Genomic DNA, 11559 nt, shown 5'->3' with positions numbered 1-11559 from the left:
ATCCGGTCTGGCGCGCGCGCGTGCAGGCGGCTCATGCCCGCGCCGCTGCCGAGACCGGCGATGTCGGCGCAGCCTTGCGGGCGCTGGAAGCCATGGACCCGGAAATCTACGATCCGCAGGCTCGCGCCGAGGCAGAATTTGCGGCGGCCAGGGTCGCCGCACTGTCAGGACGCCGGGATGAGGCGATCACGCGCTTTGCAGCGCTGGCAGAAGATCACTGGCTTCCCATTCAGGCGGTATCGCTGCTGAACCAGACCAGTCTCGCACTTCAGGAAGGCGATGTGACGCCGACGCAAGCGGCAGAGACGCTGGCAAGCATCGCCATGCGCTGGCGAGGCGATAACACTGAACTGGAAGCTGCAAGCCAGCTGGGTAGCCTCTATGCCGAGGCCGGACGCTATGGCGATGCGCTGCAGGTGCTGAGCCAGGCGCGGATGCGCCAGCCCGTCAGCCCTGTCGCACGCCGTCTTGCCAGCGAAATGGATGCGCTCTTCCGGCGCCTATATCTCGATGACGAGGCCGCGCGCATGTCGCCGCTGGAGGCACTGGCCCTGTTCAACGAATACGCCTTCCTGACACCGCAAGGGGCTGATGGCGACCGCATGGTGCGCCGGGTTGCCGAGCGTCTGGTGGCGGTCGATCTGCTGGATCCTGCAGCCCAGCTTCTCCAGCACCAGGTGGATAACCGGTCAATGCCCGCGCAGGCACGCGCGCGTATCGCGTCCGATCTGGCGGTGATCTATCTGATGGGCCGCCGCCATGAGGATGCGCTTCGTACCTTGCGGGCCACGCGTGTCACAGGGCTGGGCGAAGGCCTCGTCACCGAGCGCCGCCTTCTGGAAGCACGGGCCATGGCCGGGATAGGCCGGGCTGAACATGCGCTGGAACTCATCGGTGATGATGACAGCCTGCAGGCGCGCCGCCTGCGCGCCGACATCGCCTGGGAGCAGCGCGACTGGGCCAATGCCGCGCGGGGGCTTGAAGCTGTTCTGGGGGCGCGCTGGCGCGAGGAAGCCCCGCTGGACGAGACGCAGTCACGCGATGTCATGCGGGCCGCCATTGCCTACGCGCTGGCAGGTGACAGCGCCTCTCTGGAGCGGATGGAGGAGCGCTACGCCGCTGCGATGGCCACGACCCGCCATGCCGGAGGCTTCAATCTCGTTGTCAGCGAATTGCCCGGCCCCGGTGACCGCCGCCTGACCGAGCTGGTATCCAGCCTCGCCGGACGGGGCACGATGGATGCCTTCCTGGCTGGCTTCGCCCGCCGATTTGACAGCACGGACGAGCAGGCGCCCTCCTGAGGCGCTTCTGGGCTGATACCAGCTTCCAGATGATGATTGAGGCTTCGTGCCGCCTGCCTAGATCGGCATGCGCAGGATTTCCTGATAGGCGCGGATAACCTGATCGCGCACCGCGATGACGGTTTCCAGCTGCACCTCGGCGGCGGCCATCGCGGTCACGACGTCCACCAGCTCGGCTTGCCCTGCCGCGTTCTGCGCGGTGAGGCTTTCGGACGCCTGCATGACGGCCTGGGTCTCGCTCAGCGCGTTCATCACCATGTCGCCAAAGCCCGGCGCACCGGCAACCGGCGCCTGCGCACCGGCAGCCGCGCTGGCATCCGGATCGGCGACCTGTCGCGCGGCGGCGGCGTAGGCGCGGATAGCGGCAAGATCCATCGTCTAGTCTCCCGGCCTAGCGGCGCAAGAGGTCAAGGGTGCGCTCCATCATGCGGCGCGTGCCTTCGACCATGTTCATGTTCGCCTCGTAGGAGCGCTGTGCCTCGCGCATGTCCATCAGCTCGATGAGGCTGGAGACGTTGGGATAGCGCACATAGCCCTCGCCATTGGCAGCCGGGTGACCCGGCTCATAGACCAGACGGAACTCCGATTCGTCAGGCCGCACCTCGCTCATGCGCACCAGCTGGGCGCCCGTTGCGCGGTCCAGCTCGGCCCGGAAGACCGGCATCTGGCGCTGATAGGGGTCTTCGTCCGGCGTGCGCCCCGTCGAGGAGGCATTGGCGAGGTTTTCCGCGATGATACGCATGCGCGCCGACTGGGCGCGCAGGCCTGCGGCTGCGATCTGCAAGGTATCTGAGGCATTGTTGGACATGATTCAGTTGCCTTCGCTTAGCTTCCCGGTGCCCGTGCGGCCATGCGGATGAGAGCAAGGCTCTTCTGGTAGAGGCCGAGCGCGGTTTCAAACCGCATCCTGTTTTCGCCCGACCGTACCATCTGCTCTTCCAGCACGACGGCATTGCCGTTGATCGTGGTTTCGCTGTCCGGACTTGCCATGGCCCGCCACGCACCTGATCCGCCAGAACTGGAATGGCCCTGGATGTGCCCGGCCTCGGTCGCGCTCAGGGTGACCCGGCTGGTGCCTTGCGCGCCGGACAAAGCGCGCTCGAACTCGCTTTGCGGAATGTCATCGGGCACGAAGCCCGGCGTGTTGGCATTGGCTACGTTTTCGGCAATTACGCGCTGGCGGTCGGAATGATAGCCGAGGGCCTGACGCAGAATGCCAAGGACAGGAATGTCGTCGGGACGCATGCGTTTTGCTTTCCGTTTCGCGCAGCGCCATTCTGGCGCGCAACTCTCCACCCCCACCCTTGTGCTGATGCGGTTAAGAGTGGCTTAACCAAAGCCGCGACTCCCGCTAGCGGTTGAACACCGCAAGAAGGACTGGGCGCTGTGAGGGGCGCGTCCGCTCCGAAGGGGGAGCGCAGGCGATGGATGTTATCGATTTCGGACGCTATTTCGCGGTGCTCCTGTTTGTACTGGGCCTGCTGGGCCTGATCGCCTTTATGGCGCGGCGGGCGGGCCTCGCCCACTTCCTGCCGGCAATACCGCGTGCAGGCGCGCCGCGCCGCCTCGAAGTCAGTTCCACGCTGATGCTGGATGCTCGCCGCCGGGTCGTGCTGGTGCGCGTCGATGACGAGGAACACGTCCTGCTTCTGGGCCTTGCCGGCGAGACCGTGCTCGACCGCCGGCCCGCACCGCCGCGCTTTGAGCCGGTCGAGCCTGAAACTGCTGGTGACAGTCCTCCGGAGGGCCAGTCCTGATGGCCTGGCTAAATACACGGACTGCGCTCCTGACCGGCATCGCCGCCGCCCTTGTGCTGGCATTGCTCGCATTCGGCGGCGTGGCCGAGGCCCAATCGGTCAGCATCGATGTGGGTGAGGAAGACGGCCTGACCGAACGGGTCATCCAGCTCGTCATCCTTTTGACGGTGCTCTCGCTGGCACCGTCCATCCTGATCATGACGACCAGCTTCGTGCGCATCATCGTCGTCCTGTCTCTCTTGCGTACGGCGGTGGGCCTGCAGCAAAGCCCGCCCAACGCGGTGCTTGTATCGCTGGCGCTCTTCCTGACGGCCTTCATCATGGCGCCGGTCTTCACTCAGGCCTATGGCGAGGGCATCCAGCCTTATCTCGACGGCAATATCGAAACCGAGGAGGCGTTTGAACGCACTACCTCACCGGTGAAGATGTTCATGCTCGCCCACACGCGCGAGGACGATCTCGCCCTCTTCTTCGATATTGCCAATATCCAGCCCGAGACCCCGGAAACCACGCCGCTGCACGTTGTTGCACCGGCCTTCATGATTTCCGAGCTGCGCCGCGCCTTCGAGATCGGCTTCCTGCTTTTCATCCCCTTCCTGATCATCGATCTGGTGGTCGCCTCCATCCTCATGTCGATGGGGATGATGATGCTGCCGCCTGTCATCATCTCCCTGCCGTTCAAGCTGATCTTCTTCGTGCTGGTGGATGGCTGGCGGCTGGTTGCCGGCTCACTGGTGGAAAGTTTCCAGACCGGGTTGCCGGCCGGGTAGCGGCGTATGGCCGCTTTTGACCCGCGAGCGGAAACGGCTAAAGACCGGCAGGTCATGACACGCGCATCGCGACGTCCTTCCCCGAATGCCGCGCGGCGCGGACTTTCCCGCCGTGTCCGGCTCCTGCGCCTGCGCCTGATCAGGGCCGCGCGCGGGCGCTGGGCCGTGCCCGCCCTGTTCGCAGGATCGTTCATCGATTCAACCATTTTCCCCTGGCCGGTTGCCCTGCCTCTTGCCGCGCAGATGCTAAGGGGGCGCAGGCACGTCTTTCCCGCCGCTGCTGCCGCGGCGCTGGGTTCGATCCTTGGCGGGCTTCTCGTCTATGCGGCGGCACATCTCGCCTATGAGGCGATAGCGCCCCTGATCGTCGATGATAGCGCGGCAGCCGAAAGCCTCGCCGAGATGCGCGCCCGGCTCGAAGCCGGAGGCGCTGTGGCCGCCTGCCTTGCCATGCTGACGCCTGTACCAGTGCAGTTCACCAGTCTGGCGGCCGGGCTGGCGGGCGTCGGTGCGCCCTGGTTTGCCCTTGCCATTCTGGTTGGGCGCGGCGTTCGCTATTTCGCGATGGCGCTGGTCATGTATGCGATCGGCGACCGCATCGTCGCGGGCTGGCGGGTTTTGCCCCGCTGGGGCCGCTGGGTGCTGCTGGCCGGATTTGCCGTGCTCTTTGCTGCAATGATTGCAGCCTCGTTCTAGAAGGTCCGCACGCGCTGGCCTGTCTCGATACCGGCAAAGCTCAGCAGATGGGCCAGAAGAAGCAGCATGAAGACGGCGAGCCCGATACAGATCAGCGTCCACGGGATCATGCGCGGCCCGCGCGCCGGATCCGAGGGGCGCCCGCTACGCCACCCGCTGAAGATGAACAGCGCCAGCGACAGCGCCATGAGGATGAGCGTGATCGGGAGGCTCATCGGGGGCCATCCTGTGTGAGGCGGTAACGCCGTGTTCGGTCTTGGCCCACACATAGGATTGGCCGCCAATCTCGCGCAAGCCCCGGATGATGGCGGGGGTCTGCAAAATCCAGTAGGCGGGCAGGGCAAGGAGATCGGCGGCGTGTGCCTTGAAGCCTGCCCGCTTCGCGCCCTCTGCCGCTGCCAGTATTGCCGCGCCATAGCCGGCCAGCGCAGGCAGCAGGATCAGCGGGAGCTGTCCCTGCCACAGGCTTGCGGCGAGAAGGGCGATTGTGACGATCGCTGCGGGCACATGTGCGAGCGCGCTCAGGACATTCAGGCCTAGCGATAGCTGCAGGCCTGCAAGCGCGCCCAGCACTGCTTCGCGCGTCAAGGCGCCAGGGGAACGCATGTGGACGCACCAGCTGACAGCATGGCCTTTGAGCCAGCGGCTGCGCTGCGCGGTCCAGGCCCGGCGCGTGACCGGAGCTTCCTCCAGCGTGCCAGGCTCGATAATGCCGGCCTTCCAGCCATGACGGGCGAGGCGGAAGCCAAGATCAGCATCCTCGGTGACATTGTGCGGGTCCCAGCCACCACAATGGGCCAGCGCATCGCGAAGGAAGACCGGCCTTATGTATCAAACGCACCAATGCCGGGAGAGACGTAGGTGTTTAAGGTGCTATTGGCGCTTTTATGCTGGGCGCATTCGGAAATCTGGGACGGACACGAAACTAAGGTTGTTGCCGAAATTTTGCGGGTTGAGATTGTCCGGATTTGCATCGATTTCGACGCGGAAACAAAAAGAGACTGCCTCCCGCTCTCCGGAGAGGCAAAATACATGTCGATAAGCCGCATAACCCAAAACGTATATGACATGCCCGTCTGTCACACTTTTTTTGATATCATCAAAGTTAAATATCTGCCCGGCCAAAGTAAAACTGCTACCAGAGCCGATCTCCTCACGGCATGCCGCTTCATCTTCGGAAAATTCAATCACAGGGCAAAGCATGCCTTCGACGTGAATGCCATAGGAATACATGCACGTCATGAAGGCCGGGGACTGGCCCGTATTTTTAATGCGCGGAATGAACTTAACGGCTTGAATTTCGCCAGCTTCACCAGCGAGCAATTTAACCGCGAACCCGTCCGAACTTATGTATGCCCTGACTTGAGCCTCACCGATGCGTCGGGTTTCGATGGTGAGCGTGCGCGTCTCACGCAGTGTTTCAAAAATAAGCGCGATACCCACAACGCTAACTACAATGCCAACAATACCGACCCACAGAATCGCATAGGTCCAACTGGCCATGTCGAGCTGGGCTTGAATATCAGCTTCGGCATGCTGTTGCTGGTGGTTGGTGTCTATGCGCTCAGCCAGACAAGAAGGGCGCGCCGCGAGCGGGATGATGGTGCCGCATATCTCTTTAGCGCTGGCATAACGTGCGTATTCGTCGGCAGCGGCGTTCTGACTTTCTTGGTTCTGTCGAATGTAATTCAGTGACGAAGTTGCGCCCCAAAATGACAGACCAAGAACGAGCGCTACAAGCGCAATTCCCGCGATCCAATAGCCTCTAGACATGCCAGTAAGAACGCCCCCGTGAATTTCCCACGGGAGAGCTTATTGCGGATGTTCGGCTCTGTCTCGCTAATCCCGATAGCTGCGAGCTTCTCGACTAGCTGGCCATAGGTCACGTCCCGGCGCTTCAATTCCGCCTTGAGCAGTGCCTTGGCCTGAGCTTCCCATTTGGACATATCCGGCATGTAACGCTCCATGATGTGAAATGTCATCATAAGCGATACATTTGCCATTGACAACGATACTATATGTCATCATATACGATACATACGTATCGGAGATGATGACAGATGGCCCAGCACTTCCTTCTTTCCGCCGCCTCCCGCACCCTGTCGCTCAAGGCGATCTACCAGGGCGGGGAAGAAGCCGCTTACCGGACGTTCTGCGCAATGCGCTGGAATGAGACCGAGGGTGAAGCCGTCTGCCCGCGCTGTGGCTGCACGGAGAGCTACGACATTGCCACCCGCCGCAAGTTCAAGTGCAAGGGTTGCCATCACCAGTTCTCCGTTACCAGCGGCACGATCTTTGCCAGCCGGAAAATGAGCTTTACGGACCTGCTGGCCGCTGTCTGCCTGTTCGTGAACGGCGTGAAGGGTATGAGCGCCCTTCAAATGAGCCGTGACCTTGATTGCCAATACAAGACGGCTTTCGTGATGATGCACAAGCTGCGCGAAGCCCTTGGCCGCGAGATCGAGGGTTTGATGCTGAATGGCGAAGTCGAGATCGACGGCGCTTACTTTGGTGGCCATATCCGCCCGGCTAACCGGAAAGAAGACCGGATCGACCGGCGCAAGGCTCGCCATCAGACCGGCACCCGCCGCGTTGTGTTCGCCATGCGCCAGCGCCAAGGCCGCACGGTGACGCAAGTGCTCCGCGCCGAGTCCGATGGTCTGGACGTGCTCCCGCATCGCGTGTGCGGCTCTGCCATCATCTATGCCGATGAGGCGTCACATTGGGACGTGCTGAGCCGTAACCGCCCGACGGGCCGGATCAACCATAGCCAAGCCTACAGCATGGACGGTGCGCACACGAACAACGTGGAAAGCTACTTCTCCCGCCTTCGTCGCATGGTGCAGGGTCAGCACCACGGTGTCAGCCCGCACTATCTCTACCAGTATGCGAATGAAGCGGCTTGGAAAGAAGATCACCGTCGTTCGGACAATGGCGATCTGGCCAACCGCACCGTGCGCCTCGCGATGACCGCGCCGGTTAGCCGGACGTGGGCGGGATATTGGCAGCGGTCATAAAAAATTCACAATACCACATCTTGCGGATGGGCGCGCGAATAACCAAGACTCAGGGGTTCTTTTGCAAAAAGAATGGGCGGGCACCTGCAGAGTGGCCCGCCCTTGTCCCAACCGTTGGCGCGGTCAAAACGAATTAGCACTGTGCAAAATGGCGATGAAAAGCCTTTTGTCAAGTCGCTTTTGTGCTGCGCCGCATAGCCATGAAAGGCTGAACGCAGATGCAGTACGAAATGCAACTGTTTGAATATGAAGACAAAAGTGAGTTTCGGGTGATCGACCGGAATGGCGAACCTTGGTTTGTCCTGTCGGAAGTTTGTCGCGAGCTTGAAGTGAACAATGTCAGCGATGCCGCGTCCCGGCTCGACGAAGACGAAAAAGATAACGTCGATATTATCGATGCTATCGGTCGCAATCGCAAGACGTTGATTATTAACGAGTCTGGGCTTTACAGCTTGATCCTGACTAGCCGGAAGCCCGCTGCGAAGCGGTTCAAGAAGTGGGTCACCTCGGAGGTTCTGCCCTCGATCCGCAAAACGGGTCGGTATGGCGGAAAGTTGCCCGCCTTCATCCGGCGCTATAACGAGAACTGGGATCGCGTAGCTCCCGGCTATTTCTCGGTCTGCTCTGAACTTGCCATCCGTGTATGGGGGCGGCTTGAACAAGTCGGCCACATCATGGCGGACAGGGCATCCAATGGCGTCGAAATTCGCCCTGACGTAAGCGTAGGGCGCGGGTTTGCGGATTGGCTCAGGGTGAAGCACCCGGACGCAGCGGACGATTACACGCTTTACCTCCACAAGACGCCTGAGGCGGAGATCGAGGCTCGCCAATACCCTAACAAGTATCTGCCCCTCTTCATCGAATACGTCGATACCGTATGGATTCCTGAGAAGGCGCGGGATTACTTCAAGACCCGCGATCCGGCAGCGCTTCCGTATCTGCCCCTGTTGCTTCCGGCGCCGGAAAAACAGAAGCGGCTCGCGCGGGCTTAGTGGTTCGGCGGGGCGGGTTTCGGCTCGCCCCGCTATGCCTTCACCCACGTATAGTTCCCCCGCTGATCCTGCACGCACTTCACCTCACCGTTGACCCGCATGATGCGCAGCACCTTGCTCACGCGCTTGGTGAGGTCAGCGAGGTATTTCTGATCTCTCGCATCATCGCCCCTGAGCGCCACGATCTCAGCGGCAATCTGGCGGCTGCGTAGCGGCCCTTCTGCGTGGCGTAGCTCCTGTGCCACTGCGTCGGCTAGCTCACCCTTGGCGAACATTACTTCGCGCGGCCTGCGTGGCATCATGGCGTTCAGATCGCCCTTGAAACCGAGTGTGCCTAGCGTCCTGTCCAGAGCGGCAATGTCGTTCCTGATCTCTGCCAGCCTGTCACGGATGCGGTTTGCCTCGTTGAACAGGTCAGCGCGCTTTGTGAGCAGCCCGTTGGTAGCGTGCTCATAGGTTTCGGTGTTGGACGGCTTCACCCTGCCGTTGGGGTATAGTGATATGTTGGTCATGTCCTGACCATACCGCTAACCGGCTGGAATATCAGCGCTTCACTTGGTGCGTTTGATACATAAGGCCGAGGAAGACGTTGCTGGTCCCGCCCAGCGGCAAGGGCAGGCCGAGGCGCAGGAAAAGCGGCAGGACGATGTGAAACTGGGCGGCATATTCCAGCGCGAACAGGCGCGTCAGCCAGTTCTCGCCCCGGTTATACCAGCCAAGAGGCGCCTGCACGCAGCCGAGCCGGGAATCGGCCGCAAAGGCTTCTGCCGCCGCGCGCAACTGGCCGGGTGCGGGCGCGTCTTCCGCATCATAGACGGCCACCAGCGCACCGGACGTGCGTTGCAGGGCAAAGTTCAGGGCCTTGGGCTTGGTGCGCGGCCCAATGGGCGGAACGGCCATGACGCGCACCGGCAGGTTTGCCTCAACTGTCTTCATGGCTGCATGGGCATGGCGCAGCGTGTCCCAGTCATCGCCCTCAATGGCGAGGGCGACATCAAGCCGGTCGCGCGGATAGTCCAGCCGGGCGAGCTTTTGCAGGAGACCGGCGACCACGCCGGCCTCCTTGTGAAGCGCGACGATGACCGTCATCGACGGCAAGGCCTCGTCCCGCAGTGTCTGCCGCGGACTGTGGCGCGGCGCCAGCAACGCGCCGGCAAGACGCAAGGCCGCCGCTGCAAGAAACAGGCTTCCAGCCAGTACCGACAGGATCAGCCAGGCTGATCCGGCTTGGACAAGTTCAACCGTCAGGAGGAACACTGCCGGTCCGAGATAGAGCGCGCGCGGTATCGCCAGCGGATGTGCGGCGCTCGCATGGGGCAGGGTATCTGAAAGGCCGAAAGCGGCCTGACGCGCCTGTGCATGGGCGCGCGTGGCTTTGGGCAGGCGCGATGGCGCGTGCGCCTGCCAGTGCGGAAACGCAATGCCGTGCCCCATAGCTTGTTTGCCCCAGTCAGCTTGCCGACAGGGAAAAGGTTAACGGCAATTAACCTTTAAGGCGAATCGATTCCGACTACGCCTTCGGATTGAAAAGAAAGGTGCGTGTCGGGCGGTTAAGGTCAGGGCCGTCCAGGTCGAAGGCGATGGCCGCACTGGTCGGCCAGCCATAGGGCATGGAATCCATCGCATCTGCGCGCGAGGCGAGGGCGTGGGCAAACTCGCCAATCCCGGGATTGTGGCCCACCAGCACGATGGCGCTGGCGCCGTTTGCAAGGGCATCGTCCACCGCCCGCTCCAGCATTTCCTTCGACGCATGATAGAGCGCCATCGGGCTCTCAAGCTGTGCACCCGGAAAGATCGCGGCTAGCGGCTTGAAGGTTTCGCGCGTGCGCCGCGCCGGCGATACGAGCGCGTAATCCGCCTTCAGGCCTGCCTCCGTCATGGCCTGCGCTGCTCGCGCCGCGTCTTCGTGGCCGCGCGCCGTCAGGCCACGTTCAAAATCGTCCTCGGCTTCCATGCGGTCGACGGCCTTGGCGTGGCGCATGATGATCAGGCTGGGCATGGTCATATCCGTCAGAAATTTTGAGGTGGGGGTAGAGGCGCGTTCACCTTACATCGCCGCGCGCGGTTTCCTAAGTAAAGCGCCAGACACTGTTCAGGCAAGCAAACAGGAGCCCGCCATGTCCCTCCTTCTGGGCGATATCGCCCCCGATTTCACAGCCGAGACCACGGAAGGCCCGATCCATTTCCATGACTGGATCGGTGACAATTGGGTCGTGTTCTTCTCCCACCCGGCAGACTTCACGCCCGTGTGCACGACCGAGCTTGGCTTTACGGCAAAGCTCAAGGACGAATTTGCCAGGCGCAACGCCAAGGCCATCGCGCTCTCGGTTGACCCTCTCGACCAGCACAAGGCGTGGATCAAGGATATCGAGGAGACGCAAGGCACGGCGATGAACTTCCCGATCATCGCCGACGTGAACAAGGAGGTCTCCGGCCTTTACTCCATGATTCACCCCAAGGCTGACCCCAAGCTCACCGTGCGCGCGGTCTATGTCATCGATCCCAACAAGAAGATCCGCGCCACCTTTACCTATCCGCCGAGCGCGGGCCGGAATTTCAACGAGGTACTCCGCCTGATCGACTCGCTTCAGCTCACAGATGGCTACAAGGTGGCCACGCCCGTGAACTGGACCGATGGCGAGGATGTGATAGTCGTGCCGAGCCTGTCGGACGCAGATGCCGACAAGCTCTTCCCCAAGGGCTACACGAAGATCAAACCCTATCTGCGCGTAACGCCGCAGCCGAACAAGTAGGCGCATTCATCGCCGGACTGTCAGAAATGCCGGGCTCCGAACGGGGCCCGGTTTTCGTTTATCTGATCCAGCTATCGGTGGAGCTGCCGGATCTTAAACGTTGCCGCTACCAACATCCCGGCTGGCGTGGAGTATCCGTTCAATCCGAACGCCGTTCTGATTTGGCCTGTAAAAGACCAAGTATCGCCCGAACGGCCGCATCCGCAAGCCAGGCAGAAGATCGGGCCGTTCTGGCCAAGCTAGTGGACTGGATTCGAGGTCGGCAGCTGTCTG

At 61.9% G+C, this 11559-nt stretch carries 16 protein-coding genes and 1 pseudogene; 7 read left to right on the top strand and 10 right to left on the bottom strand.

Annotated elements, in window-relative coordinates:
• Nucleotides 1–1301 (top strand): annotated as a pseudogene (locus ACTS2Z_RS02175) (hypothetical protein); the annotation flags it as partial.
• 57 nt (nt 1302–1358) lie between these two features.
• Here the strand turns inward: ACTS2Z_RS02175 and fliE are convergent.
• The 3 genes from fliE to flgB are packed head-to-tail and all read right to left on the bottom strand — an operon-like array spanning nt 1359 to nt 2546.
• Complete coding sequence (fliE, locus tag ACTS2Z_RS02170) at nt 1359–1676, bottom strand: flagellar hook-basal body complex protein FliE (RefSeq protein ID WP_442571595.1); 318 nt, start codon at nt 1674–1676, stop codon at nt 1359–1361.
• Nucleotides 1677–1692: 16 nt separating this feature from the next.
• The gene (flgC, locus tag ACTS2Z_RS02165) at nt 1693–2109 is read right to left on the bottom strand and encodes a flagellar basal body rod protein FlgC (protein ID WP_442571594.1); all 417 of its coding nucleotides are present in this window, start codon (nt 2107–2109) and stop codon (nt 1693–1695) included.
• A 17-nt stretch (nt 2110–2126) separates the two neighbouring features.
• Nucleotides 2127–2546: a flagellar basal body rod protein FlgB gene (gene flgB, locus ACTS2Z_RS02160; RefSeq protein WP_442571593.1), complete on the bottom strand. Its 420-nt coding sequence runs from the start codon at nt 2544–2546 to the stop codon at nt 2127–2129.
• 179 nt (nt 2547–2725) lie between these two features.
• Between flgB and ACTS2Z_RS02155 the strand changes: the two genes are divergently transcribed.
• Genes ACTS2Z_RS02155 through ACTS2Z_RS02145 form a run of 3 tightly spaced genes read left to right on the top strand, consistent with a single transcriptional unit; the run spans nt 2726 to nt 4524 of the window.
• Nucleotides 2726–3058 (top strand): flagellar biosynthetic protein FliO, encoded by a 333-nt coding sequence (locus tag ACTS2Z_RS02155; protein ID WP_442571592.1) that lies wholly within the window; start codon nt 2726–2728, stop codon nt 3056–3058.
• Complete coding sequence (gene fliP, locus ACTS2Z_RS02150; protein WP_442571591.1) at nt 3058–3828, top strand: flagellar type III secretion system pore protein FliP; 771 nt, start codon at nt 3058–3060, stop codon at nt 3826–3828. The genes ACTS2Z_RS02155 and fliP overlap by 1 nt, the downstream gene beginning before the upstream one ends.
• Before the next feature lie 54 nt (nt 3829–3882).
• On the top strand, nt 3883–4524 hold the full coding sequence (locus ACTS2Z_RS02145; protein WP_442571590.1) for a YqaA family protein: 642 nt from the start codon (nt 3883–3885) through the stop codon (nt 4522–4524).
• 144 nt (nt 4525–4668) lie between these two features.
• Here the strand turns inward: ACTS2Z_RS02145 and ACTS2Z_RS02140 are convergent, their stop codons facing one another.
• The 3 genes from ACTS2Z_RS02140 to ACTS2Z_RS02130 all read right to left on the bottom strand — a co-directional run bounded on the left by ACTS2Z_RS02140 (nt 4669) and on the right by ACTS2Z_RS02130 (nt 6479).
• Nucleotides 4669–5325, bottom strand: a complete 657-nt coding sequence (locus ACTS2Z_RS02140) for a glycosyltransferase family 2 protein (RefSeq protein ID WP_442571597.1) — start codon at nt 5323–5325, stop codon at nt 4669–4671.
• A gap of 84 nt (nt 5326–5409) precedes the next feature.
• The gene (locus ACTS2Z_RS02135) at nt 5410–6297 is read right to left on the bottom strand and encodes a hypothetical protein (RefSeq protein ID WP_442571589.1); all 888 of its coding nucleotides are present in this window, start codon (nt 6295–6297) and stop codon (nt 5410–5412) included.
• Complete coding sequence (locus ACTS2Z_RS02130; protein WP_442571588.1) at nt 6258–6479, bottom strand: DUF6471 domain-containing protein; 222 nt, start codon at nt 6477–6479, stop codon at nt 6258–6260. Before ACTS2Z_RS02130 ends, ACTS2Z_RS02135 begins: the two co-directional genes overlap by 40 nt.
• A gap of 105 nt (nt 6480–6584) precedes the next feature.
• Here ACTS2Z_RS02130 and ACTS2Z_RS02125 point away from each other — a divergent pair, with 105 nt between their 5' ends.
• Both ACTS2Z_RS02125 and ACTS2Z_RS02120 read left to right on the top strand, forming a co-directional pair.
• A complete protein-coding gene (locus tag ACTS2Z_RS02125) occupies nt 6585–7541 on the top strand; it encodes an IS1595 family transposase (RefSeq protein WP_442571587.1) in 957 nt (318 codons plus the stop codon).
• Between the two features lie 218 nt (nt 7542–7759).
• Entirely contained in the window at nt 7760–8533 is a 774-nt protein-coding gene (locus ACTS2Z_RS02120; protein ID WP_442571586.1) for a BRO-N domain-containing protein, read from the top strand.
• A gap of 32 nt (nt 8534–8565) precedes the next feature.
• Here ACTS2Z_RS02120 and ACTS2Z_RS02115 read toward each other — a convergent pair whose 3' ends face one another.
• The 3 genes from ACTS2Z_RS02115 to ACTS2Z_RS02105 all read right to left on the bottom strand — a co-directional run bounded on the left by ACTS2Z_RS02115 (nt 8566) and on the right by ACTS2Z_RS02105 (nt 10532).
• A complete protein-coding gene (locus tag ACTS2Z_RS02115) occupies nt 8566–9045 on the bottom strand; it encodes a hypothetical protein (RefSeq protein ID WP_442571585.1) in 480 nt (159 codons plus the stop codon).
• A gap of 31 nt (nt 9046–9076) precedes the next feature.
• Nucleotides 9077–9967: a glycosyltransferase gene (locus tag ACTS2Z_RS02110; RefSeq protein ID WP_442571584.1), complete on the bottom strand. Its 891-nt coding sequence runs from the start codon at nt 9965–9967 to the stop codon at nt 9077–9079.
• A 76-nt stretch (nt 9968–10043) separates the two neighbouring features.
• Nucleotides 10044–10532, bottom strand: coding sequence for a SixA phosphatase family protein (locus ACTS2Z_RS02105; RefSeq protein ID WP_442571583.1), 489 nt, complete (start codon nt 10530–10532; stop codon nt 10044–10046).
• Nucleotides 10533–10650: 118 nt separating this feature from the next.
• On the opposite strand from ACTS2Z_RS02105, the gene ACTS2Z_RS02100 reads away from it, so the two are divergent.
• Nucleotides 10651–11286, top strand: coding sequence for a peroxiredoxin (locus ACTS2Z_RS02100; RefSeq protein ID WP_442571582.1), 636 nt, complete (start codon nt 10651–10653; stop codon nt 11284–11286).
• Nucleotides 11287–11379: 93 nt separating this feature from the next.
• Here the strand turns inward: ACTS2Z_RS02100 and ACTS2Z_RS02095 are convergent, their stop codons facing one another.
• Entirely contained in the window at nt 11380–11502 is a 123-nt protein-coding gene (locus ACTS2Z_RS02095; RefSeq protein ID WP_442571596.1) for a type II toxin-antitoxin system RelE/ParE family toxin, read from the bottom strand.
• Nucleotides 11503–11559: the final 57 nt, after the last annotated feature.

This window comes from Glycocaulis sp. (assembly GCF_052168375.1).
Lineage (GTDB): Bacteria > Pseudomonadota > Alphaproteobacteria > Caulobacterales > Maricaulaceae > Glycocaulis.
The sequence above is the reverse complement of the archived record's forward strand: the minus strand, read 5'-3'. Positions and strand labels throughout refer to the sequence as shown.

Bases quoted from the DNA above. Each gene is read 5' to 3' on its own strand.
- ACTS2Z_RS02135 (WP_442571589.1), bottom strand. From the start codon at position 6,297: ATGTCTAGAGGCTATTGGATCGCGGGAATTGCGCTTGTAGCGCTCGTT.
- ACTS2Z_RS02105 (WP_442571583.1), bottom strand. From the start codon at position 10,532: ATGCCCAGCCTGATCATCATGCGCCACGCCAAGGCCGTCGACCGCATG.
- ACTS2Z_RS02110 (WP_442571584.1), bottom strand. From the start codon at position 9,967: ATGGGGCACGGCATTGCGTTTCCGCACTGGCAGGCGCACGCGCCATCG.
- ACTS2Z_RS02120 (WP_442571586.1), top strand. From the start codon at position 7,760: ATGCAGTACGAAATGCAACTGTTTGAATATGAAGACAAAAGTGAGTTT.
- ACTS2Z_RS02100 (WP_442571582.1), top strand. From the start codon at position 10,651: ATGTCCCTCCTTCTGGGCGATATCGCCCCCGATTTCACAGCCGAGACC.
- fliE (WP_442571595.1), bottom strand. From the start codon at position 1,676: ATGGATCTTGCCGCTATCCGCGCCTACGCCGCCGCCGCGCGACAGGTC.
- ACTS2Z_RS02145 (WP_442571590.1), top strand. From the start codon at position 3,883: ATGACACGCGCATCGCGACGTCCTTCCCCGAATGCCGCGCGGCGCGGA.
- flgB (WP_442571593.1), bottom strand. From the start codon at position 2,546: ATGCGTCCCGACGACATTCCTGTCCTTGGCATTCTGCGTCAGGCCCTC.
- ACTS2Z_RS02130 (WP_442571588.1), bottom strand. From the start codon at position 6,479: ATGCCGGATATGTCCAAATGGGAAGCTCAGGCCAAGGCACTGCTCAAG.
- flgC (WP_442571594.1), bottom strand. From the start codon at position 2,109: ATGTCCAACAATGCCTCAGATACCTTGCAGATCGCAGCCGCAGGCCTG.
- fliP (WP_442571591.1), top strand. From the start codon at position 3,058: ATGGCCTGGCTAAATACACGGACTGCGCTCCTGACCGGCATCGCCGCC.
- ACTS2Z_RS02155 (WP_442571592.1), top strand. From the start codon at position 2,726: ATGGATGTTATCGATTTCGGACGCTATTTCGCGGTGCTCCTGTTTGTA.
- ACTS2Z_RS02125 (WP_442571587.1), top strand. From the start codon at position 6,585: ATGGCCCAGCACTTCCTTCTTTCCGCCGCCTCCCGCACCCTGTCGCTC.
- ACTS2Z_RS02115 (WP_442571585.1), bottom strand. From the start codon at position 9,045: ATGACCAACATATCACTATACCCCAACGGCAGGGTGAAGCCGTCCAAC.